Here is a 22565-nt window from a genome sequence, read left to right on the forward strand (position 1 = left end):
GTTTGGGTTCTGTCTTCATATTCTTTCGTTTGGCCAACGGCTCAAGGCTCAGCGGCCGCTTGCGGTCCGCTGCAGCCGCTGGTGTACGCCCGGCATGGGCGTGAACTTATGGGGTGCAAGTCCCCTGTACGGTGAATCCAGCACTGTCGAGACGACAGCGTAACCAAAGTACTAGCCGAAGGCAAGGGCGTCTCCGCGAGGAGGGGTCTGGAGGAAGCCGGAGCGCAAAGCTATGAGCCGACGAACAGAAACAGCATATAAGGCCGTCATCCGGGCAAGTCAGCACAACATGACGAAGTCCCATGGATTCAGGAGAAATGGTAAATGCTGCGGTTGTGTAGCGACAGTTCACGTTCTTATCCGGGGAGACCTGTCTCACATGCCATTGAAGTCTAATGGCGCGGTATCTGGTAACAGCTGCCGTGATGGGGCAGGAGTCAGCAGAAGCCATAGTAGGCGATAGGACGTTGCCGCAAGCGATCCGGCAACTGGAAACAAGCCGGGGAAGAACCCCGGAAGACTTACCCCGCCGAAGGGCTAAACGATGAAGAGGAGGTAAGCCCCAATGAGCTTTCACGACACACAGAACCTGTCCGGGGGAGTGCCGATGAAGCGCGTCGTTGATCCGCAAACTCCGGAGAACCACCTACTGGAGCGGATTCTGTCCCCAGAGAATATGGAACTGGCGTGGAAACGGGTACGTGCTAACAAAGGCGCACCCGGTGTCGATGGGGTGAACATCGACGACTTTCCCGACATTACCAGACCTCTCTGGGGCGACATCCGCGCATCGCTTGCGACAGGTAGTTATCTTCCAAAGCCGGTTCTTCGGGTGGAGATACCGAAACCAACGGGCGGCAACCGCCCGTTGGGTATCCCCACTGTGCTGGACCGGCTGATCCAACAGTCCATTGCCCAGGTGCTCACGCCGATCTTCGATCCCGGATTCTCGGAATCAAGCTTCGGTTTCCGCCCCGGCCGTTCGGCGCATGATGCCGTGCGGCAGCTGCGGGAGTATCTCCGGCAGGGCTACCGCATTGCCGTGGACATCGACCTTGCCAAGTTTTTCGACACGGTCAATCACGATCTCCTCATGACGTTTGTGGGGAGGAAGGTCCGCGACAAGCGCGTGCTCGCCCTGATCGGCAGATACTTGAGAGCCGGGGTGGAGGTTGACGGAAGACTGGAAAAGACCCGCATGGGCGTTCCCCAAGGCGGTCCGCTTTCTCCGCTTCTTGCCAACATCCTCCTCGATCACCTGGACAAAGAGCTTGAGAAACGTGGCCACAAGTTCGTCCGTTACGCCGATGACTTCGTTATTCTCGTCAAAAGCGAGCGGGCTGGCGAACGGGTCATGGGAAGCGTGAGGAAGCATCTCACGACAAAGCTCAAGCTCACGGTCAACGAAGACAAAAGCAAGGTTGCCAAAAGCGACCAAATCAGCTTCCTTGGCTTCGTCTTCAAGGGCACCAAAATCCTCTGGTCTGACAAGGCGTACAAGGAGTTTCGCCGCCGGGTCAGGAAGTACACCGGAAGAAGCTGGTTCGTCTCCATGGAGTACCGGCTGAACAAGCTGTCCACCTACATCCGTGGCTGGATGGGATACTTCGGGATTTCCGAGGCCTACCACGACATCCCGGAGATAGACGGCTGGATCAGGCGCAGGGTGCGGCTCTGTTACTGGAAACAGTGGCGGTGGTGCCGCACCAAGATTCGGAATCTGCTGAAACTGGGAGTTCAACTAGGAACTTCCATCAGAGCAGGACTGAATCGTGGCGGTCCGTGGGCCATGGCTCGCCGACTGGCCGCTCAGCACGGTATGACCAATCAATGGCTGAAAGATCAAGGTCTCATATCTGTCAAAGAACTGTGGGTGAAGACTCATTACCCGGCTACGGCTCGGTAACTTCAGCGAACCGCCCGGTGCGGACCCGCATGCCGGGTGGTGTGGGGAGGGGGAGAGAAAAGCTCCCCCTTACCCGATTAGGCACAGATTCCGCCTTTCAGAATGTTTTGTGTACATGGCTTTATACCGCTTAGTAGAGCTTTACCAGCCTTATTCCTTATAAGGCTACTGATTTGTTTCTGAAAACTGTCAATTGCTTGTGCTTCGAATTGCACCTCCATTGTTACCTTGTGCTTTTCGTTTTTGCGCTGATTTTGGGCAATATTGGCTTCTAAGTCCACAAGTGCAGCGGTATGACCAGAATTTGAGAAACAATAGAAGCTTATTGAAACAAAAGAATAGCCGTCCTTTGCACCTGCATTAAACTCGACACGTTCATCTACGGAATGCGGGAACCCTACTAATGCGTTTGCTAAGGCGTCGAGATCCTCATAGTTCGTATAGACCTCAGTTACACCAAAGAACTTACCACTAGATGATGATGCCTGTATTTCTATTAGGTCATCGTCTTGCCAGATGATTTCGAGTGAAATGAAGTTGTCCATAGTTTTGTCCGCCTAACGGCTTTAGGGTGAGCAGCGCGGGTTTTAGCTACTGCTCCACCCGATTGTTAGCGGTTCCCGAAGTACATCACCCTGTACCAGTGCCCTACAACTACTGGCGCTGAAATTAAGGCTGCAGTAGCAATATTGCCAACAAAGGAGACGATTTTCTTGATCTTATGCCTTTTTTCAGCCTCTGATCCTTCTGGTTTTCTCAATAAGAATGATGAAGTAATCAGAGATAGGGCGTACACCCCCCAGACGGCAACGCATAGTGGGGGCCAAATCGTCGGAATCTTGTAGCCAATCAGGACGAGGACTGCTACAGCGGCTACTTTTATCATCCAATACCGCAACCTATCTTTCCCTTGGCTATTAATCGCATCACTCATGATTTTTCTTTTCCCGCTAACGGCTTCGGACATGATGTATTAATAACCAAAAATATAAATCTTCTCGCCACAACCTTCGCAGCGTGGTGCTGATATGAGCACATAAACGAGATAGATATCAAGCAGAAGCCATATGGAAACCAGACCCACCAGCAGAACCAAAGGGAAAAGAAGCAAGAGCAGAATGGTGACCGGCCATGAAATACTTGTTGAGTAGGGCTGGGTATGCGAGCAAAAGGGGCAAATCAAGGTTTTACAGTTTTTGCAGTATTGCCCGTCTTTGGTTTCAGTTCCGCACTTTGGGAACGTTTGGGTTAGACAGTTATTGCATATAAACCGTGAAGAGTTACGTGCTTATAGACGTAGAAGCTTAACGGTAGCAAAAAGAGCAGCGACCATCCCAAAAAGTACGCCAAAGGGAACAGAGTCATAAAAAGCCATACAGCAGATCGCTCACCCTTTGGGCCACCTGCATTTTTTTTTGCACTTTCTGCATTCAATCATATGGAGGTCTTTTCTGTCGAACGGCTCGCGGGTGAGCTGCGAAGCCAGCTCTAACCGCGTGTTATACGTCTTTGCTTTCTACTTCAGTTGCCACGGCGTCGCGTTCCATTTCAGCCACCACCATTTAATTTGCCCTGTTATGATCTTCGCCTGCCGTCTTTCACTCGGGACAGAAAACTTCAACCCTTGCGGCATTAGCGCATATTCTGCTTCTGTTTGATCTGAAGGATTCCATACGGCGCAATAGGTGCGGAAGTCGTCGCGGCAGATTGCATTTAGCAAAATGCCTAAATGCTTTTTAATGCCTCTCTTGTAGCCTCTTATTGCCTGTTCTCGTCCTTCTTTGTTGGGATGTACGATCAAAATGTCTCCGGAAACAGCAACATCGTCTGCGCATATCCAGATCAACTCGCCGGGCCATTCAACCGTTTTCAGAAACTCTTGGAACTGAGCTTCCGCATCCTCAAATGCTGGTAAATTTTGCTCTTCTTTTTTTGTCATTTCTTCTTTCGTATAACGGGTCGGGAGATCACCTGACGGCTTCATGGTCAGGTGCATCTTCCTTGTTATGCTGTGCGTTTTATATGAGCAACGAGACGCCAATAAAAAACAGCCTCAATTGCAATAATCGAAATTGTAGTTCCCCATTCCAGTTGAAACTTACTGGTTCCGGCCATCTCTAATACACCAATAACCACCCCAACTACGAGGCCAGCAACCATGACCTTGATCAGAAGAGGGAAGGAAAGTGAAACTGCTTTCTCAATAAAGCGACTTCCCGTACCACCACCATTTGCCTTGAACGCCGCATTGATCCCAACGATTGTGATAATTAATGTTACTAGCGACTCAGTAGCCAAAGCTTGCATGTTCTCGGGAGGCTGCAACATTGCGAGATAGAAGCAAATTGTTGTAAGGACTGAAGTCCCCATATAGTAATTCTTGAAACCAGTTTCATTGATAGAGTTCCTTTTTAGGTCTTCCTCTAATAACCGTGTCTTCCAAAAATACATCTAGCCTCTCCTTTAAAAATGCATAACGCCTGAGAGTACAGCGGCATGGCCGCTGTTACGCTTTGTTATCAATTGCTTCCATGTCATTTAACCTTTGTAGCAAAACGTCAATCTCATACTTTGGATATAGCAGGTCTTTGGAGTCTTCAGCAAGACACTCTAACATTGTAATAAGCTTCAGCCTTACCCGTCCTAGGACAGTATTAATATCTGCTTTTAATATTTGGTTAACATCAGGCAATGATCTTGCCGCCTGTACAACCATCCCTCCCACCATTACAGAGTAGAAGACAGCCTCATCATGGCGTCTCGTTTGCAGCGCATTTAAACCCTTATCTCCGATGAGTCCCTCGAAAGCCATGATATTCGGGTGAAGAACTTGAGAACTTTTCTGGTAAAAGACGTCAAAGAAATTGACATCAGACTGGACAAAGGAAGATTCAGCCATCGTGAATCCAGATATCTGCCCCATGTATTTTTGCCCTGTCTTCTTATCAACAATAACTTTCTTGTTGTAACCTTTGCCTTTTTTCTCATACTCATGTGTTCCAGCGTGCAAACCTATGACGGCATCAACTAAATCATGGACTTGAGATGGATGCTTTAAAACGTAGATAATATGAAGATAGTTTTCATATAAGCTACGTGTCAACGAATAGGCATCGTCACTCATTCTGTTATCTAACAATGTCTTAATAGAGAGAAGAGTTCTGTGGGATTTAGTTAAACAAAAACAGATGTAGTCGACATGAGTAAGGATGAAATAATCATTGCTTTGATCAGGCCCTAGCGTGTTTATGTACCGATCACCAATGAACCCAAAAAGGTAAATTAATGACGTAATTTCCCTTTGGACCTCTCCTACTAATTGTTTTATGACAAAGCCTTTAGAGCTCTCGTACGGGTCGCCACCATGCTTTTGGAACTCTTTTTGCGCATCATCCCATTCGATTAGCGCTCGCCCGGGAAATTTATCTAGGTTTGATGAGGAAATGAGATAGCCGGTCTTTTTGTATGCGTATATTAAATCAGCACTGATACCAGACTTTTCCATTGCAGCTATCATGTTGTTCTTAACTTCTTCGGGAGTTATCAAATATTTTTCGAGAAAAAGGGGGTCATCATCAAGGGGCTCTCTACCGAAGATCTCCCTAAATACCTCTACTTGTCCCCGCAAAGCCGAAAGTAGTTCATCGTCATCAATACTATACTCTCTTAGCAAGTCGCCTGACTCATCAACTCGCAACCGAAAGTCTTTAGAATCACAACATTTTTTGAATTTTTTGCCACTCCCGCAAGGACAGGGCTCATTTCTTCCGATTTTTTTCATATGACCTTTGATAACTCGTTAATGAGCAGTTAGAATGCTCTATATACATGTATATGGGTCAATATAGGTGTATATGGTTCTATCTACACCTATATAGGCCTTTGCTATATATATGTAGATAGAAGGGGGTCACTGTTTATTATCAAACCCATCTACATCTATATACTTTTCCAGTGGTGTGCCTACAATCTGCCCGTAGGGAACAAGCCACAGTTGCTTATCTGGGTTCCACCGACCGCCTGCAGCTTTTGCCTTGTTACGTGTAGCCATATCAGTGGCTTTAATCCTGAGAGGGACCAAGGTGTTATGTGTGATTCGTGGCCGAGGTGGTGTCCAGTCGCTACGTTCGACTACCAATTCCACCGTCTTGATTCTTTCATTTGTTTCCGGATCGTAGCGGAACCTGACGCAGACAAGGGCGTCCCCGTATTTCTTCGTCAGAGTTTTGGTCCCATGCTGTCCAGGTTTTAGTGTCAGACGGGTCTTCACATTATCCTCGATTTTTATTGAGAATTTTTATCGCAAACTATACGCAATTTTTGATAAAACGTGAATTAAAAACTATAAGGATGAAACGATGATTGTGCTCCCTCACCACCTTTACAAACAGTACCAGGCGTTTTGCGGCAAAAGCGGTGTCACTGGTGCCGGTCTCGTAGATCACTTTAAGTGGCTTCGGTACTTTCTTGATTTTTGTGAGAAGTACAAAGTGGCAGGAGAGGAAGCTCATCGTACTAGCTTGTTCCTAAAGAAGCTTGAGCAGAAAGGGCAGCCCGAAGAAAAGCGAAAACAGGCTCAGCATGCCGTTAATCTCTATTTCAAGATGATTAGAGGCAGCTCAAAGGACGAAACATCTGTATACAGAGCTCAAGGATCAGAGGCTAAAAAGTTGGAAGGAAAGACATCTGAAAAGGCTCGATTAAGCAGTGATAGGAAGTCCTTCTACCTTGAACTTGGCTATCAAGAGAATCCGATTCTTCCGAGTGGGACATAGTGATAGGCAAGCTGGCTGATGAAATCAAGGTGCGGCACTATTCTCGCAAGACATTGAAAACCTACGCCTTGTGGTCCCGCCAGTTCCAGCGCTTCTTGAAGAACAAACCGCCGGCAGAGCTAACGACTGCCGACGTCAAAGAATACCTGACATACCTGGCAGTAAAATGTCACGTCGCCGCTTCGACGCAGAATCAGGCCTTCAACTCCCTCCTATTTCTTTACCGCCATGCCTTGAAGCGCGACTTCGGCGAACTGCGTGACGTACCGCGTGCGAAGAAGTCCCTTTATGTGCCGGTAGTACTCTCTCGTGAGGAAATAGATGGCATCATTGAAAATCTGTACTACCCCTACAGCCTGATCGTAAAGCTTTTGTTCGGCTGCGGACTGCGCCTCTTTGAATGCCTGCAACTGCGGGTGCGTGATTTCAATTTTGACGCGGGGATTCTGACGATTCACGGCAAGGGGAAGAAGGATCGGACGGTGCCACTGCCGGAATCAATCGTAAAAGAACTGCAAAGGCAAATTAAAAGGGTGAGCGACTTACATGTGAAAGATCTTGCGGATGGATACGACGGGGTGTTTCTCGATGACGCTGTGGAAAAGAAATATCCCAAGGCGCCGAAGGAGCTGATACACCAATGGTTCTTTCCCCAACAGTCTCTGACTCTGATGGAGGAATCCGGCCAGCGGCGGCGCTGGCATGTGCATGAATCGAAACTGCAGAAGGCCCTCTATGTCGCTGTTCGCAGAGCAGCCATCCCCAAGCGGGTTACTGCCCACACTTTCCGCCACTCATTTGCAACCCACCTGCTGCAGGCCAACTACGACATCCGCACCATACAGAAACTGCTTGGCCACGCCAGCCTCAAGACCACCATGATCTACACACACTGCGTGCCGGTGCGGACCATCCAGGAGCCGAAAAGCCCGCTGGATTTAGGACCATAAGGCAAAGGCTGATCACAGCCTCCACTCTTCACGCTACTCTGCGCAACAGGAAAGCCGGCTGATGTCGCGGCTGAACCCCTGGGCGCAGAGGCGCAGCCCCTCGGCCATGGAAGGGTAGACGTGCAGCATGCCCGCCAGATCGTCGATGGTCAGCTTGAAACGGATGGCCAGGGCGGCTTCGTTGATGACATCCGCCCCGCGGTGGCAGCATAGATGGACGCCCAGCAGCCGGCCGCTTTCCGAGTCGGCAACCATCTTGATGGCGCCATGGGTATCACCTGTCACATGGGCCTTGGGCACGGCGGATATGGGCATGGTATTGACGCTTACGGAGAAACCTGCCTTGCGGGCTGCACCTTCCGTGTAGCCGACCATGGCCACTTCCGGATCGGTAAAGATGGCCATGGGAACAGAATGGTAGTCCATGAGACAGCCGCAGCCGGGATTCACCATGTTATCTATGGCTACTATGCCTTCCCGTGCGCCGACCGTGGCGATCATCATCCCCCCCACGATGTCGCCGGCGGCCCAGATGCCCGGCACATTGGTGCGCATCTGCCCATCGACCCGGATAAAACCTTTACCGTCCAGCTCAATTCCGGTCTTTTCCAGACCGATGTCTGCCGTGGCCGGTGCGGTGCCGACGGCAACCAGCAGTTTCTCCGCCCTGAACTGCTGTGTGGTTCCGTCAACTTCGGCTTCAACTATCGTTGTATTTCCTTCCTGGCTTACGGAGCAGGTCGAGGCATTGACGACGATCTGCATCCCCTCTGCTGCCAATGCTTCCTGCATGGCCATGACTATTTCTTCCTCGACCGTGGGGAGCAGGCGCCTGCCATGCTCCAGCACCGTTACCCGGCTTCCCATTCTCAGGTACATCTGCCCCAGTTCAACGGCGATGACGCCACCACCGATAATAACCAGTGATTCGGGGATCGTTTTCAACAGGAGAGCACTTCGGCTGGTGAGATAGTGGATCTTGTCCAGTCCGGGAATAGCGATGGTGCGGGGGTGGCCGCCGGCCGCGATCAGTATTTTCCGGCTGCGAAAGACCTGCTCTTCCACTTGAACGGCATCGGGGGCGATAAATCGTGCCGTCCCTTTTACCACTTCCACCTTAGGCGCCTTCTTGAGCACGTTCAGATATCTGGTTTGCCGAAGATGGTTTACAACTTGATCTTTATAGGCAAAGAACAACGGAAAATCAATGCCGTCGGTTGCCGTACCGGTCCCCATTTGTGCGCCGGCCATGGCCGTATGGCGCACAAAGGAGCCATGGATCAAGGTTTTGCTCGGTATGCAGCCCCAATTGATGCAGGTCCCGCCGAGAACGCTTTTTTCGATCATCTTCACCCGCAGCCCAAGGGTTTGGGCGCGCAGGGCAGCGGCAAAGGCGGTGGAACCGGAACCTACGATGATTACATCTTCAGCGGACATGCACATCCTCCCTGGCAACTAAGTTTACTTCAACCTCGACCCCTGGCAATGGGTGCTTTGAAAACAACCGGCAGGGCTGCATTGCGAAACCATCAGGCACCTGGCTCTTCAGCCGCTTTCCGGTACACGGGTGGAGATCTTGCAGAAATTGGCGAGGTCTTTTTCATGGCGTTTTGCAAAGCCCTGATAAAGGATGATTGACAGCGGAGTCAACATGATGTGGAATAGGGATTCTTTTTGGAGAATGGAGGTTGCCATGGATAAGCAGCGGCTCACGGAAGGACAGATGCGGTTGGGGGCAAATACACTGAGGATGCTGGCGGTTGATGCCGTGGAGAAGGCTAACTCCGGCCATCCGGGGCTTCCCATGGGGGCTGCCGATTATGCCTTCACCCTGTGGCACAACCATCTGCGTTTCAACTGCGAGAAGCCGGACTGGCCCAATCGTGACCGTTTCATCCTTTCGGCCGGGCACGGGTCCATGCTCCTTTACGGACTGCTCCACCTGTTCGGTTTCGACCTGCCGATGGACGAGCTGAAAAACTTCCGCCAATGGGGAAGCCGTACTCCGGGACACCCAGAACATGGGGCTCCCGGTGTTGAAGTAACCACCGGCCCCCTTGGCCAGGGGTTTGCCAACGGCGTCGGTATGGCCCTGGCGGCAAAGATGGCTGCCGCCAGATTCAACGACGACACGTTCTCTCCCATCGACCACCGCATTTATGCCATTGTCAGCGATGGTGACCTCATGGAGGGCATCAGTTCGGAAGCGGCTTCCCTTGCCGGTCATCTGAAACTGGGCAACATCGTTTACATATATGACGATAACGGCATTACCATCGAGGGTAAGACCGAGCTTGCCTTTTCCGAGAACGTCGGCAAAAAATTCACGGCCTTGGGGTGGCATGTGCAGCGCATCGACGGCCACGACTTTGACCAGATAGAGGCGGCCTTGGGTGCGGCCCGCTCGGAGAAGGAATTCCCTTCTTTGATCATCGCCCGGACCCATATTGCCCATGGCAGCCCGAATAAGGCTGATTCGGCGGCGGCCCACGGTTCTCCACTCGGTGCCGAGGAGGCGCTGGCAACACGCCAGGCTCTGGGCTGGCCGAAAGAAACATTTCATGTGCCTGCTGAAGTGCGGGCTCTTTGCCGGCGGCGGACAGAGGAATTGAAGGGAGAATACGCCGCGTGGCAGAAAGGCTTTCAACAATGGCAACGGCGCAATCCTGAAAAGGCAGCCCTGTGGGAGGAGATGTGGCAGCGCCGGGTGCCGGTTGAACTGGACGAGAAGCTGCTGAAGGCATCGGCCGGAGCCGACGGGGCGACCCGCTCCCTTTCCGGGCGCGTCATCCAGCAGGCGGCTGCTCTGGTACCGGCTCTGGTGGGTGGTTCTGCCGACCTGGAGCCATCCAACAACACCGGTATCAAGGGCGCAGGTTCCATAGCCGCCGGATCCTTTGCCGGGCGCAATATCCACTTCGGTATCCGCGAACATGCCATGGCCGCCATGATGAACGGCATGGCCCTCTATGGTTGTTTTATCCCCTTTGGCGGTACCTTCCTCGCCTTTTCCGACTACTGCCGCCCTTCCATCCGCTTGGCCGCACTGATGGGGCTGCAGGTCGTCTATGTCTTCACCCATGATTCCATACTGCTCGGCGAGGACGGGCCGACCCACCAGCCGGTGGAACAGATCTCGGCGCTGCGTCTCATTCCCAATCTTACCGTTTTTCGCCCCGCAGACGGCACGGAAACGGCCATGGCCTGGAATGCGGCCCTGGCGAAAAAATCAGGCCCGACGGCATTGATCCTGACCAGGCAGAAGGTGCCGACCCTGCTCCGTCAAGATGCCTTCGATCCGAAAGCAGTTCTGCGGGGGGCATATGTGGTGGAAACCGCGGATACTCCGCTGGTAACCATCATGGCCAGCGGCTCCGAGGTCTCGCTGGCGATGGCAGCCGGAAATCTCCTGGCGAAACAGGGCGTTGGCGCCAGGATTGTCTCAATACCCTGTCTGGAGACCTTCCTGGCCCAGTCGGCGAGCTACCGACAGTCGGTGCTGGGGGGACGATCGGTGCGGGTGGCCGTTGAGGCCGGCCATGGGGCACTCTGGTGGCGGCTTCTGGGCAGGAACGGCCTCTTCATCGGAGTGGAGGCATTCGGGGCGTCTGCCCCCGACAGGGTGCTGGCGGAAAAATACGGTCTGACGCCTGAGTCGGTGGCAGAGCGGATCGTAAAACACCTGAAAAGGAAACCTGCACCCCCCTCGATCTCCCCTATGGAATAGGGGGAAGCGAGCGCAAGAGAGCAGGGGGCCAAGATGAGAAGAATCTCCAACCACCTTTTGGGGTTTATAATCAATGAAATCGGTATAAGCTGTGGATGAAGCTTTTGACCTGAGGAGTACCAATGGAAATTCCGCAAATTCTGAAAAAATCCCTGCTCTTTTCCGGGCTGGATGACGAGAACCTGGCCCAGGTGGAGGCGATTGCCGTGAAACGTCCTTTTGCCAAAGGGGAATCCCTCTTTACGGACGGGGAGGTTGCCAATGGCTTCTATCTTCTGGCTGAAGGTTCCATGAAATTGTGTAAAATTTCCCCAGACGGCAGGGAGAAAGTGTTACATTTTGTCCATGCCGGGGAAACCTTTGCCGAGGCCGCCTTTTTCGGCGACGGCAAATATCCCGCCGAGGCCAAGGCCATGGAGAACGGCGAGGCGATTTTCTTCCCCCGCGAGGCTTTCATGGGGCTTTTGGAGAGAAATCCACGTTTCTCCCTGAATCTGATAGTGTCCCTTTCCCTTCTGCTGCGCCGATTTGCCAGGCAGATCGAGGAACTTTCCTTTGCCGATGTGCCGGCGCGGCTTGCCGCTTACCTGGTTGAACTGGCGGAAAGGAAATCCACCTCTTTTCAGGGCAAGACCTATATCGATCTGGACATGAAAAAGGGGGAACTGGCATCCCGTTTGGGGACGGTCAGCGAGACTCTGTCCCGCACCTTCAGGAAACTGAAGGAGGAGGGGCTTATAGAGGTGGATGGCGGGCGGGTGGTCGTAAATGATATGGAGCGGTTGAAGGGACTGATAGGAAAGGGTTCCTAGTCTGTATCGTGATAGTCCAGCACTCGCTGAATGAAGGATTCACGGACAGCCGTCAGGTGCAGCGTTTCCTCTTCTTCCATGGGCATCAGCGGGAATTGGCGGACCATGGCTTCGGCAAACAATCCCCTGCCGGTTGCGGCGGAAACTCCTTCATTGAAGACCTCTACCCGGCAAAGCCCGCAGCTGGGCGATCTCGCCTTGAAAATGAACCCTGACAAGGCCAGTCCTTTCAGCCGTATGACTTCCATCTGGCAGAAATACTGCATCGGGACAGTCAGGTCCTGGCGGGTTCTTATTACCATCAGGTTCGGCTCCGCCGGATTTCCTTCCAGGCGCATGGCATCCCTTGGTGTGGGCAGGCCGCAGCCTGTTTCGGGGCATACTCCGACCAGGGTAAATAGCCTGCCCAGGGTATCGGTGATGACGGGGTCAAGCTTATGCCCGCCATTGTAGCGGACCTTCTCTCCCAGCAAACATGAGCTGACGCCGATCTTTAATTTGTTTTCGGGCCTGCGGTCCTCAAGTTCCATTTATAAAGCGTCCTTTTGGCCTGTGGCGCTGACCGCATGGGGCAGCGGTCTATTGGGGGGGGGGCTGTGGCCGTTTCCGCACAATATATCATGCTGATATTATTTTAATGGCGAAAATCTTAGTCGGCTTGAAAAAACAGTCCTTGCTGTTATACTTTTGCAGTTTCCGCACCCTGATAGGTCATTTAACAGGAAACACCGCACGAGTAGTGGCCTGCCAAACTGTTAACTTTGCCGATTGCTGAACTTGCTTCACGGAGGTTGCTTGGACTGGGAGTGTTGCTGGACGAAGAAAGAAATATCCTCCGCAGATTGTCCATATATCATGGAGGGGGAGGAGATGCTCTATGGCGCGCTGCAGCAGCGAATCATGGAGAAATGCCTGGAGTGTCCCCGGTTCAAGAATGACATGGAGCGCCTGAAGGATTCGGGAGCCCCCCTGTCCGCTATTCTGCCGCTGATCGTGGCCGAGTATCAGGAACAGAAGGCCAGGCTGGCCTCCATGACTAACTTTGTCAACCGAAAGACCCGGGAGATGAAGTTCCTCCATGAACTTAGCGTGGTGCTGCAGACATCCATGGATCTGGACGAGGTCCTGTCGGTGGCAATGACGGCCATTACCGCCGGCAAGGGTTTCGGCATGAATCGGGCCTTTCTGCTCATGGCTGACAAGGATCGCCAATATCTGAAGGGATATCTGGGGGTAGGACCGAGAAACTACGAGGAAGCCTGGCAAATCTGGCAGGATATAGATCGAACCAATGACTCTTTGCATGGCATGGCGAGGAATTTCCAGAAGACCAAGCTGTCGTCGGAAAAGGTCAAGTTTCAGGATATCCTGGAGAGGCTGTCAGTGCCGCTCACCGATGAAACGCACATTCTGAACCGGGCACTGAGGGGGAAAAAACCGTTACTGGTGGAGGATGCCCTTCACAATCCGGATGTTGATCCTGCACTGGCTGCGGTTCTCGGTGTGGACTGTTTCCTGGTTACGCCGCTCATTTCGCGAAAGCGGCGCATCGGGGTCATCGTCGCCGACAACTGCGTCACCCACAAGCCGATTACTGTTCAGGACATGCAGTCCATGGAAACCTTTGCCTTTCCCGTGGCCTTTGCCCTGGAACGGGCGTCTCTGCACGAGCGGCTCAGGGAGGAACTGACCAAGCTGACTGCTGCCAACGTGAAACTCAAGGAACAGCAGGAGCTGATCGTCAAGATGGAGAAAATGGCACTGGTGGGAAAGATCACTTCCAGCATCGCCCATTCCATCAGAAACCCGCTTATGATAATAGGAGGTTTTGCCCGCTCGTTGCTTAAGAACAGCGACGAGAACGACAAGAGAAGGGCTCAGATCGAGACCATAGTTGCCGAAGCAAAGCAGCTGGAAAATGTGCTTGCAGAGGTGCTCAGCTATTCGGATTCTCTGTTTCCCGCCATGGACATGTGGGATGTGAACCAGCTGGTAAGCTCCGTTTATGTGGAAATGCTCGAGCGGCTGAAGCAGCGGGGCATCAGCAGTTATCTCGACCTGGCTGCCGACCTGCCCATGGTATGGATCGACTATAAACAGATAAGCTACTGTGTCAGGGCTCTCATTATCAATTCCATGGAGGTCATGACGGATAACGGTGAGATCCGGCTAAAGACCAGCCAGGAGAGCGATTCCGTAGTGGTGGAAATAAGCGATACCGGTCCGGCCATGCCGAAAGAGATTCGGGAATCATTGACCACTCCCTTTGTCGATACCCAGGAGCTTGGCACGGGCACCGGCTTGCCCGTTTGCCGTGCAATCCTGGAGCGGCACGGCAACGAGTTCATCATTGAAGACCGTCCCGGCGGCGGAACGGTCTATAAAATGAAGCTACCCATCAAGAAAGGAGAAAGCTTAAATGAGTAAATTACTGGTGGTGGACGATGAGGCCAATATCAGGCTGCTCTATTCGCAAGAGCTTACCGACGAGGGCTACGAGGTGATCACTGCCGCTACTGCCGCAGAGGCGGTTGAGCAGCTTAAAGCAAATGGGGTGGACCTGGTCATCCTGGACATAAAACTGAAGAATGAGAGTGGCATAGAACTACTTCAACAGATAGTCAAAGATCGTCACGAACTGCCGGTAATCTTATCCAGCGCTTTTTCCTTTTACAAGGATGATTTCTCCGCCTGGCTTGCCGATGCCTACGTGGTTAAATCCAGTGATTTGCAGGAGCTGAAGGATGAGATACGACGGGTGTTGGAAAAGAAAGGGCGAATAAAATCCAATTGAATGTCAATTTAATGTAAAGGAGTGATGTTTCTATGAAAGCAGTTATTATGGCCGGTGGCTTCGGCACCCGCATGCAACCCCTGACCTGTAATACTCCAAAACCTATGGTTCCTCTCCTCAATCGACCGATCATGCTCCACATCGTCGAACTTTTGAAGAAGTACCACGTGACTGACCTGGTGCTGCTCCTTTACCACCAGCCCAATGTCATCAAGAATTTTTTCCGGGACGGCGCCGATTTCGGTGTCAAAATTACGTACGTCACGCCGCTGGAGGATATGGGCACAGCGGGTGCTGTTAAATATGCGGAGAAATACCTCAAGGAGCGCTTTCTCATCATCAGCGGCGATCTTCTTACCGATTTCAACCTGCAGAAGGTGCTCAATTTCCATGAAGACAACAAGGCCCTGGCGACCATTACCCTGACCTCCGTCAAAGACCCGTTGCAGTTCGGCGTGGTCATAACCGACAAGGAGAAGCGGATAACCCAGTTTCTGGAGAAGCCGGGCTGGGGCGAGATCATCTCCGACACCATCAACACCGGTATCTATGTGCTAGAACCGGAGATATTCAAATACATTCCCGAGGGGGAAAATTTCGACTTCTCCCAGGACCTGTTTCCGCTACTGCTGAAAAAGAAGGAGCCCCTGTTTGGTTTTCCGCTTAAAGGCTATTGGCGGGACATCGGCAATACCGATTCCTATCGGGAGGCCCATCACGATATCCTGCGGGGCAAGGTATATGCCCGCATCGATGCCCACAAGCAGGACCTGATCGGCAAGGACCTGCGCATCGGTGCCGATGTCAAACTTGATCGTAGTGTCATTCTCGACGGCACCGTCGTCATCGGTGACAACTCTCAGGTACAGGACAATGCCCAGCTGAAAGACACGGTCATAGGCCGCAACTGCACCATTGAGCCGGGCGTGCGGCTTTCCCGCTGCGTGATCTGGGATAACGTCTACATCAAGCGGGGGGCCAAGATTACCGACAGTGTCATCTGCAACAATGTCAGTGTCGGCCAGGGCGTGGTCATGGAAGAAGGGACCATCGTTGCCGACGACACCTCCATCGGTGAAGAAGTGTACATCAAACGTGATGTGAAGATCTGGCCGCGCAAGGTGATCGAGGGGGGATCAACGGTAACGGGCAACCTCATTTGGGGCGAACGGTGGAAAAAATCGCTCTTTGAAGGCAAAATGATCAAGGGGCTTACCAATATCGAACTGACTCCGGAATTTGTCGCCAAGCTTGGATGTGCCTATGGCACATCGCTGCAGAAGGGTAGCTTTGTCCTGGCTGGGCGTGATGCCTCCCTCTCTTCGCGGATGCTGAAGCGGAGCTTTCTCGGCGGCATACTTTCTGCAGGCGTCAATGTGCGCGACCTGAAGATGGTGTCGCTGCCCATAATGCGTTACAAGCTTCGCACTTTTGGCGAAGGCGGTGGGGTTCACTTCCGCCAGGCCATAGATGATCCGGCCTCCACGGAGATTGTCTTTCTCGATGCCGATGGCTTGGACTTTTCCAGTTCCATGGGCAAGAACGTGGAGCGGATCTTTTACAAGGAAAACTTCCGCCGTGCCCATCATATGGAGCCCGGGGGGATCAGCGAATTGCCTCAGGTGGCCGATTTTTACCGGGAGGGGTTTGCCCGTGCTTTGGACATGGAATTGCTGAGAAAGGCCGGATTCAAGGTGGTGGTGGATTTCAACCACTCCCCCGCTGGTCAGACTCTGCCGGCTATCCTCAACGATATGGGCTGTGAGGTTATCGGTATCAACGCCTACATCGATGAAGAGCGGGTGACGAAAAAACCGGAAAACAACGCCCAGAGCTTGCAACAACTGGCAAAAATCGTTTCCTCTCTGGAGGCAAAAGCGGGATTCTGGCTTGATACCACCTCTGAAGAGGTTATTCTTGTAGATGAGACGGGAAGGCTCTATGAGCCTTCGGAATTTCTCACCCTGCTGGTGGCTCTTTCGTTAAAAACCGGAGTCAGGGGGGCATTTGCCGTGCCTGTTTCAGCACCGTCGGTTATCGAGCAGCTGGCACATGAGAAGGGGTGCTCGGTCCGCCGTACCAAGAGTGCCGAACGATCCATGATCGAAGCTGCCCAGTCTTCGGAGGTGATAATGGCCGGGTCCATGGATGGACGCTTTGCCTTTCCAAAATTCCAGGCGGCTTTCGACGGTATGTTTACCATCGCCAAAACCATTGAGCTGGCTGCGGCTGCAGAAATTCCCCTGTCCCGCATCCTGGATGACATCCCCCGGCGGACGTTCCTCCAGGGCAGGGTTCCCTGTGTATGGGACATGAAGGGGGGGATCATGCGCAAGATGAGCGAGGACAGCCTGGAGAGGGAGGCCATCTACATCGACGGCATCAAGGTTCATTTCGGAGAGGACTGGGTGCTGGTGCTTCCGGACCAGTACAACCCCTATGTGCATATTATTGCCGAGGCCAAGGACCAGAAGGTGGCCCACCGGCTGCTTGACGAGTATCGGAAAAAAGTGGAGAAATGGAAAAAGGAGCTGCAATAAAAACAGTTCGAGGTTCGAAGTTCGGAGTTCGAAGTTAAAGGACTGAAACCTCGAACCTCGAACGTCGAATTTCGCACCGGATTCTAAATGACAAACCCCCTGTACATAACCTTTCTCTGGCATATGCACCAGCCGTACTACAAGGACCCTCTCAAGGGTGAGTATGCGCTGCCCTGGACTTATCTCCATGCCGTAAAGGATTACTATGACATGGCGGCAATTGTCGATGAAACCCCAGGAGCCCGAGCTGTTTTCAACCTGGTGCCCTCCCTCCTGGATCAGATCATGGACTACGCCTCCGGGGCTGCCGTAGATCAGTTTTTGCTGCTTGGACAGAAGGCGCCTGCAGATATGAAGGAAGAGGAGAAGCTTTTCATTCTGGAAAACTTCTTCTCTGCCAATCGTCAGCGGATGATAGAGCCTTACAAGCGTTATCTGGAGCTCTATTGCCTGGCCGGAGAAGGTGGCGGGCTGGAAGAGCACCTGCGCCAGTTCAGGGACCAGGACTTCATCGACCTGCAAGTGTGGTTCTTTCTTGCCTGGACCGGGGAGGCGGCCAAACGCCGGTTTCCCGAATTCAGGCGACTGATGGAAAAGGGAAAGAACTTTACCGAAGAGGACAAGGCGCTGCTCTTTTCACGGCAGCGGGAGCTGATCGGGGAAATCATCCCCTTGTACGGCAAACTGCACCGGGAAGGAAAGGCCGAGTTGTCGGTAACTCCCTATTTCCATCCGATCCTGCCGCTTTTATGCGATATGAAAAAAGCCCGTGTTGCCATGCCCAAGGTCAATCTGCCGGCTGTTTCCTTTCAGCACCCGGAGGATGCCCATGCACAGGTAGCCCAGGGCGTTGCACGTTTCGAGGAAATCTTCGGTTTCAAACCAAAGGGAATGTGGCCGTCGGAAGGATCGGTAAGTGACGAGGCATTGGGCATTATTGCCGATTGCGGCATTGTCTGGGCGGCTACCGACGAAGGTGTCCTCTCCCATACTTTGCCGGGAGGAATAGGTTCAAACAGGGAAGCCCTCTACCAGCCATACCAGTTTCAACAGCAGGGTCGTGGAGTTTCACTTTTTTTTCGGGATCATGCATTGTCGGACCTGATCGGGTTTACCTATTCACAATGGAGCCCTGAGCGGGCCGTTGCCGATTTTATTGACAGGCTGCAGGACATCCGCCACCGCATTCATGGCGCACGGGTCGTGCCAGTGATACTGGACGGGGAGAATGCATGGGAGTACTATGCGGACAACGGCTACACTTTTTTGAGCCGGCTCTATCGGGCTGTGGCAGAGAGCCCTGGACTGACGCCGGCCACTTTTTCCCAGGTGCTGGATCTGGTGTATGGCAGGCACAGCATCGGCCATATCCATCCCGGATCATGGATAAATGCCAACTATGGCATCTGGATCGGCCATCCAGAAGAGAATCTTGGCTGGGATTATCTGGCCAAGGCCCGCCAGGCTGCCGTTGAGGCCAGTCCCGAGGTGGGGGCTCTGCTTTCCGGCAAAGGGGATGAAGGCTCGGAAATCGCCATTGCCGTTTGCCGGTCACTCTATGCTGCGGAAGGGAGTGACTGGTTCTGGTGGTATGGAGACGACCATTTCTCTCCCCACAGCGACAGGTTTGATGCACTATTTCGCCGGCACCTGATGAATGTATACCGACTGCTCGGTCTGAACATACCGACCGAGCTCTACGAGCCGATCAAGAAAAAAGGGGTGGCCGGTTTTGTTCGTGAACCGGCGGCACTGCTTTCACCTGCCATCAGCGGTTTTGTCACCGATTATTTCGAATGGCTTGCTGCCGGGCTCTATGACCTGACGAAGCAGGCATCGGCAATGCACGCGGCTGAAGCCCTGATGCAGTCCTTTTTCTATGGCTTCGATCGCAAATACATGTATTTCAGAATCGATGGAGTCCAATCCCTGGGTAAGATCCTGCTGCCGCAAGACCATCTGAACCTGCATCTGATCCATGAAAAAGAGTACCGGCTGACCATGGGCCTGGAGGCGGAAGAAGGGCCACTGTGGATCAAAGGAGAAAGGGATTGGCATGCAACGGAAGCCATGTGCTGCTGGAAAATAGTCAAGGTAGCCGAAGCACGAATTCCCCTGGACAGCCTTAACCTCTTGCCGGGTGACAAGCTTTTTGCATATTTTACCCTTTTGCGCGGCGAGGAAGAAATGGGCCGGTGGCCGGCGGATTCTCCGCTTATGCTGAGCTATGCAGGGGCGGATCTGGAGCTGGAAACATGGCTCATTTAAATGCGGTGATTGGTGATTGGTGATTGGTGATTGGGTCAGAACATGCCGCCGACCACCGACCATCAACCGCCGACCGATTATAAATGGAGGAAGAATGTCTGAATTACGCTGGGACCCCCTGAAACTGCACTGGGTCATCATCGCCACCGAGCGGGGGAGGCGGCCGCGGGATTTTCAGGCGGAGCCCCAGGAGAAAGAGGTCGCCAGCTGTCCGTTCTGTTACGGCAACGAGGACAAGACCCCGGCGGAGATTTTCGCCATCCGGCCCTCGGGTCCTGCCAACTCTCCCGGATGGAAGGTCCGGGTCATTCCCAACAAATACCCGGTGTTGCGGGTCGAGGGAGAGGTGAAAAGCAAAGGATACGGTGTCTATGACGTCATGTCGGGCATCGGCGCCCACGAGGTTATTATTGAGACCCCGCGGCATGACCAGGGGCTGGCGGATCTTTCGCCGTCTGAAATCACCGATGTGCTGAAGGCTTACCGTACCCGTTATGTGGATCTCCGCCGGGATTTCAGGCTCCGTTACATGGTCCTCTTCAAAAATCACGGCATTCGTGCAGGTGCCACCCTGGCCCATTCCCACAGCCAACTCATCGCCGTTCCTTTGACGCCGCCGGTCGCGGCCACCGAACTGAAGATTTGCCGTGAGTTTTTCGAGAGCAAGGAACGCTGCATTTTCTGTGACCTGATCAATTTTGAATTGGAAAGCGGCAGCAGAATTGTCAAAGAATTTCCCAATTTTGTGACTATGACCCCGTATGCCTCCTGTTTTCCCTTTGAGCTGCGCCTGTATCCTAAAAAGCATTCTCACGACTTTGCCTTGATGGATGATGCCCAGCTGGGTGAACTGGCCATTGCCATGAAGGATATGCTGCTCAGGTTGAAGACGGTGCTGAAGGATCCTCCGTACAACTTCATTCTCCATACGGCTCCTCCCCGGCAGCCGCGACTCGGCAAGCCGGAGTACTGGGGTTCCATCGAATACGATTATCATTGGCATATTGAACTGGTGCCGAGGCTGACCCAGATCGCCGGTTTTGAATGGGGAACCGGTTTTTACATAAACCCAACGTCACCGGAGGATGCAGCTGCTTTCCTCCGTGAGGCAGACATTTAGTAAGAGGAAATATCATTGAGAGGTAGTACAGGTATGAAAATTCTTTTTGTAGCATCAGAGGTTACACCCTTCGCCAAAAGCGGCGGGCTGGCGGATGTCACCGGCGCATTGCCGAAAAGCCTGAAAAAACAAGGGCATGACGTGCGCATCATACTTCCCTTTTACAGCGAGGTGGAGAGGGGGGGATACGGGATCCGAAAGGGGCGCAAGAGCGTTGACGTGATGATCGGCGGCTCCGTCAAAAGGGGACTGTTCCGCCACACCAATCTAGAGGACATTCCGGTCTATCTCCTGGAGAACAAGGAATATTTCTCCAGGGACCATCTCTATGGTACGGCTAGTGGTGAATATCCCGATAACCATCTGCGCTTTGCTTTCTTCTGCAGGGGGGTGCTCGATCTCCTGAAAAAGATGGATTACAGGCCCGACATCATCCATTGCCACGATTGGCAGACGGCCATGATCCCGCTTATCCTGAAAAAAGAGAAGGGGGACGATCTCTTTTTCAGCAAGACCGGCACGGTTTTCACCATCCATAACCTGGCCTACCAGGGTTTGTTCCCCAAGGAGGCCATGGTGGACATGGGTCTCGACCCGTCACTGTTCACCATCGATTGTCTTGAGTATTACGGTAAGGTGAACCTAATCAAGGGGGCAATACTTACAGCCGACGTTATCAATACTGTTTCCGAGACCTATTGCCGTGAGATTCTCACTCCCGAATCCGGTGATGGACTGGATGGAGTGCTGACTTTGCGCAAGAACGATCTGTACGGAGTCTTGAACGGTATCGATTATGAACACTGGAATCCGGCGACAGACCGGGGCATAAGTAAAAATTTCACGCCGGGTGCCCCTGCAGGAAAGGCAGCTAACAAAAAGGCCCTGCAAAAACGCCTCGGCTTGGAAATCGCCGAGGATATCCCCCTGGTCGGCATGGTTTCCCGACTCACCGAGCAGAAAGGCCTCGACCTCCTGGAGGCACTTCTCCCCAGGATCGCCAAGGCCAAACTGCAGTTGGTGCTGCTTGGCACCGGGGATGAGAAATACCTGAAGCTTTTGCAGGAGTTCGCGGCCCTTGGAACGGACAACGTCTCCGTCAATATCGGCTTCCATCCGGAACTCGCGCCGCAGATTTATGCGGGGAGCGACATCTTCCTCATGCCCTCGAGGTACGAGCCATGCGGATTGGGCCAGATGATCGCCCTGCGTTACGGAGCCGTTCCCGTGGTCAGAAAAACGGGCGGTCTGGCCGATACCATCTTCGACGAGCGGGACCAGCCAAAGGAGCCGAACGGTTTCTCCTTTGACGAATATACGCCTGAAGCCTTGTGGGAGGCGTTGTCACGGGCAGTTGAGGCCTATTCCGACAAGGCTGCATGGAAAAAAATGATGAAGCGTGGCATGGCTGGCGATTTTTCCTGGAACACTTCTGCTCTGAAATATGAGGAGCTGTATCGTCTGGTCCTCGCCAAAAAGGGGAGGTAGCAGGTGGCAGAAGAAAAAGACCTTCTGGAAGAACTGACCCAGGAAATCAAGAGGAACATTGACAGCAATAAAAAATTCCTGCAGCGGGTCTTCGACGAGGATTTTGAGTCGGAAGACGAGGAAAACGGGGAAGTCGAGGTGTTTGAGGAGCTGTAGGCCAAAGCACCACTTGGTTACTAGAAGCC

The 22565-nt window shown here is 52.8% G+C and carries 20 protein-coding genes; 12 read left to right on the forward strand and 8 right to left on the reverse strand.

Annotated features, from left to right (window positions below):
* Positions 1-565: 565 nt before the first annotated feature.
* A complete protein-coding gene (ltrA, locus tag GEOB_RS04945; RefSeq protein WP_012646085.1) occupies positions 566-1906 on the forward strand; it encodes a group II intron reverse transcriptase/maturase in 1341 nt (446 codons plus the stop codon).
* 77 nt (positions 1907-1983) lie between these two features.
* Here ltrA and GEOB_RS04950 read toward each other — a convergent pair whose 3' ends face one another.
* From GEOB_RS04950 to GEOB_RS20650, 6 genes are all read right to left on the reverse strand, one after another.
* On the reverse strand, positions 1984-2451 hold the full coding sequence (locus GEOB_RS04950; RefSeq protein WP_012646086.1) for a hypothetical protein: 468 nt from the start codon (positions 2449-2451) through the stop codon (positions 1984-1986).
* 65 nt (positions 2452-2516) lie between these two features.
* Positions 2517-2873, reverse strand: coding sequence for a hypothetical protein (locus GEOB_RS04955; protein WP_154650456.1), 357 nt, complete (start codon positions 2871-2873; stop codon positions 2517-2519).
* Between the two features lie 549 nt (positions 2874-3422).
* Entirely contained in the window at positions 3423-3902 is a 480-nt protein-coding gene (locus GEOB_RS04960; protein ID WP_012646087.1) for a hypothetical protein, read from the reverse strand.
* 8 nt (positions 3903-3910) lie between these two features.
* The gene (locus GEOB_RS04965) at positions 3911-4357 is read right to left on the reverse strand and encodes a hypothetical protein (RefSeq protein WP_012646088.1); all 447 of its coding nucleotides are present in this window, start codon (positions 4355-4357) and stop codon (positions 3911-3913) included.
* Between the two features lie 55 nt (positions 4358-4412).
* Positions 4413-5687: a DUF5677 domain-containing protein gene (locus GEOB_RS20390; RefSeq protein ID WP_012646089.1), complete on the reverse strand. Its 1275-nt coding sequence runs from the start codon at positions 5685-5687 to the stop codon at positions 4413-4415.
* A 129-nt stretch (positions 5688-5816) separates the two neighbouring features.
* On the reverse strand, positions 5817-6176 hold the full coding sequence (locus tag GEOB_RS20650) for a hypothetical protein (RefSeq protein WP_012646090.1): 360 nt from the start codon (positions 6174-6176) through the stop codon (positions 5817-5819).
* 88 nt (positions 6177-6264) lie between these two features.
* Between GEOB_RS20650 and GEOB_RS20395 the strand changes: the two genes are divergently transcribed.
* Both GEOB_RS20395 and GEOB_RS04980 read left to right on the forward strand, forming a co-directional pair.
* Entirely contained in the window at positions 6265-6681 is a 417-nt protein-coding gene (locus tag GEOB_RS20395; protein ID WP_230199016.1) for a hypothetical protein, read from the forward strand.
* Positions 6681-7631 carry an integron integrase gene (locus tag GEOB_RS04980; RefSeq protein WP_327049807.1) on the forward strand — a complete coding sequence of 317 codons (951 nt, stop codon included), beginning with the start codon at positions 6681-6683 and terminating at the stop codon, positions 7629-7631. The genes GEOB_RS20395 and GEOB_RS04980 overlap by 1 nt, the downstream gene beginning before the upstream one ends.
* Before the next feature lie 33 nt (positions 7632-7664).
* On the opposite strand, the gene merA is transcribed toward GEOB_RS04980, so the two are convergent.
* Positions 7665-9068, reverse strand: coding sequence for a mercury(II) reductase (merA, locus tag GEOB_RS04985; protein ID WP_012646091.1), 1404 nt, complete (start codon positions 9066-9068; stop codon positions 7665-7667).
* 256 nt (positions 9069-9324) lie between these two features.
* Here merA and tkt point away from each other — a divergent pair, with 256 nt between their 5' ends.
* Positions 9325-11358 carry a transketolase gene (gene tkt, locus GEOB_RS04990; protein ID WP_012646092.1) on the forward strand — a complete coding sequence of 678 codons (2034 nt, stop codon included), beginning with the start codon at positions 9325-9327 and terminating at the stop codon, positions 11356-11358.
* 122 nt (positions 11359-11480) lie between these two features.
* Positions 11481-12170: a Crp/Fnr family transcriptional regulator gene (locus tag GEOB_RS04995; RefSeq protein ID WP_012646093.1), complete on the forward strand. Its 690-nt coding sequence runs from the start codon at positions 11481-11483 to the stop codon at positions 12168-12170.
* On the opposite strand, the gene GEOB_RS05000 is transcribed toward GEOB_RS04995, so the two are convergent.
* Positions 12167-12700 (reverse strand): DUF523 domain-containing protein, encoded by a 534-nt coding sequence (locus GEOB_RS05000; protein ID WP_012646094.1) that lies wholly within the window; start codon positions 12698-12700, stop codon positions 12167-12169. The two genes, GEOB_RS04995 and GEOB_RS05000, sit on opposite strands and share 4 nt — an antisense overlap.
* Positions 12701-12965: 265 nt before the next feature.
* Here GEOB_RS05000 and GEOB_RS05005 point away from each other — a divergent pair, with 265 nt between their 5' ends.
* The 7 genes from GEOB_RS05005 (at position 12966) to GEOB_RS20270 (ending at position 22536) form a co-directional block, all read left to right on the forward strand.
* A complete protein-coding gene (locus tag GEOB_RS05005; RefSeq protein ID WP_041267068.1) occupies positions 12966-14597 on the forward strand; it encodes a GAF domain-containing sensor histidine kinase in 1632 nt (543 codons plus the stop codon).
* Positions 14590-14964 (forward strand): response regulator, encoded by a 375-nt coding sequence (locus GEOB_RS05010; protein WP_012646096.1) that lies wholly within the window; start codon positions 14590-14592, stop codon positions 14962-14964. Before GEOB_RS05005 ends, GEOB_RS05010 begins: the two co-directional genes overlap by 8 nt.
* 32 nt (positions 14965-14996) lie before the next feature.
* Positions 14997-17504, forward strand: coding sequence for a mannose-1-phosphate guanyltransferase (locus GEOB_RS05015; protein ID WP_012646097.1), 2508 nt, complete (start codon positions 14997-14999; stop codon positions 17502-17504).
* Positions 17505-17591: 87 nt separating this feature from the next.
* Positions 17592-19772, forward strand: a complete 2181-nt coding sequence (locus GEOB_RS05020) for a glycoside hydrolase family 57 protein (RefSeq protein WP_012646098.1) — start codon at positions 17592-17594, stop codon at positions 19770-19772.
* Between the two features lie 94 nt (positions 19773-19866).
* Positions 19867-20892, forward strand: a complete 1026-nt coding sequence (gene galT, locus GEOB_RS05025) for a galactose-1-phosphate uridylyltransferase (protein ID WP_012646099.1) — start codon at positions 19867-19869, stop codon at positions 20890-20892.
* Between the two features lie 33 nt (positions 20893-20925).
* Positions 20926-22380, forward strand: coding sequence for a glycogen synthase GlgA (gene glgA / locus GEOB_RS05030; RefSeq protein WP_012646100.1), 1455 nt, complete (start codon positions 20926-20928; stop codon positions 22378-22380).
* A 3-nt stretch (positions 22381-22383) separates the two neighbouring features.
* Positions 22384-22536: a hypothetical protein gene (locus GEOB_RS20270; RefSeq protein ID WP_012646101.1), complete on the forward strand. Its 153-nt coding sequence runs from the start codon at positions 22384-22386 to the stop codon at positions 22534-22536.
* Positions 22537-22565 lie beyond the last annotated feature (29 nt).

The organism is Geotalea daltonii FRC-32 (assembly GCF_000022265.1).
In the GTDB taxonomy this organism is placed as follows: domain Bacteria; phylum Desulfobacterota; class Desulfuromonadia; order Geobacterales; family Geobacteraceae; genus Geotalea; species Geotalea daltonii.

What these genes read in the sequence shown, in the direction of transcription:
- ltrA (WP_012646085.1), top strand. Translation starts at nt 566, where the DNA reads ATGAGCTTTCACGACACACAGAACCTGTCCGGGGGAGTGCCGATGAAG.
- merA (WP_012646091.1), bottom strand. Translation starts at nt 9,068, where the DNA reads ATGTCCGCTGAAGATGTAATCATCGTAGGTTCCGGTTCCACCGCCTTT.
- glgA (WP_012646100.1), top strand. Translation starts at nt 20,926, where the DNA reads ATGAAAATTCTTTTTGTAGCATCAGAGGTTACACCCTTCGCCAAAAGC.
- GEOB_RS20390 (WP_012646089.1), bottom strand. Translation starts at nt 5,687, where the DNA reads ATGAAAAAAATCGGAAGAAATGAGCCCTGTCCTTGCGGGAGTGGCAAA.
- GEOB_RS04955 (WP_154650456.1), bottom strand. Translation starts at nt 2,873, where the DNA reads ATGTCCGAAGCCGTTAGCGGGAAAAGAAAAATCATGAGTGATGCGATT.
- GEOB_RS05020 (WP_012646098.1), top strand. Translation starts at nt 17,592, where the DNA reads ATGACAAACCCCCTGTACATAACCTTTCTCTGGCATATGCACCAGCCG.
- GEOB_RS05000 (WP_012646094.1), bottom strand. Translation starts at nt 12,700, where the DNA reads ATGGAACTTGAGGACCGCAGGCCCGAAAACAAATTAAAGATCGGCGTC.
- GEOB_RS20395 (WP_230199016.1), top strand. Translation starts at nt 6,265, where the DNA reads ATGATTGTGCTCCCTCACCACCTTTACAAACAGTACCAGGCGTTTTGC.
- GEOB_RS05010 (WP_012646096.1), top strand. Translation starts at nt 14,590, where the DNA reads ATGAGTAAATTACTGGTGGTGGACGATGAGGCCAATATCAGGCTGCTC.
- GEOB_RS04950 (WP_012646086.1), bottom strand. Translation starts at nt 2,451, where the DNA reads ATGGACAACTTCATTTCACTCGAAATCATCTGGCAAGACGATGACCTA.
- GEOB_RS04965 (WP_012646088.1), bottom strand. Translation starts at nt 4,357, where the DNA reads ATGTATTTTTGGAAGACACGGTTATTAGAGGAAGACCTAAAAAGGAAC.
- GEOB_RS04960 (WP_012646087.1), bottom strand. Translation starts at nt 3,902, where the DNA reads ATGCACCTGACCATGAAGCCGTCAGGTGATCTCCCGACCCGTTATACG.
- tkt (WP_012646092.1), top strand. Translation starts at nt 9,325, where the DNA reads ATGGATAAGCAGCGGCTCACGGAAGGACAGATGCGGTTGGGGGCAAAT.
- GEOB_RS04995 (WP_012646093.1), top strand. Translation starts at nt 11,481, where the DNA reads ATGGAAATTCCGCAAATTCTGAAAAAATCCCTGCTCTTTTCCGGGCTG.
- GEOB_RS05015 (WP_012646097.1), top strand. Translation starts at nt 14,997, where the DNA reads ATGAAAGCAGTTATTATGGCCGGTGGCTTCGGCACCCGCATGCAACCC.
- galT (WP_012646099.1), top strand. Translation starts at nt 19,867, where the DNA reads ATGTCTGAATTACGCTGGGACCCCCTGAAACTGCACTGGGTCATCATC.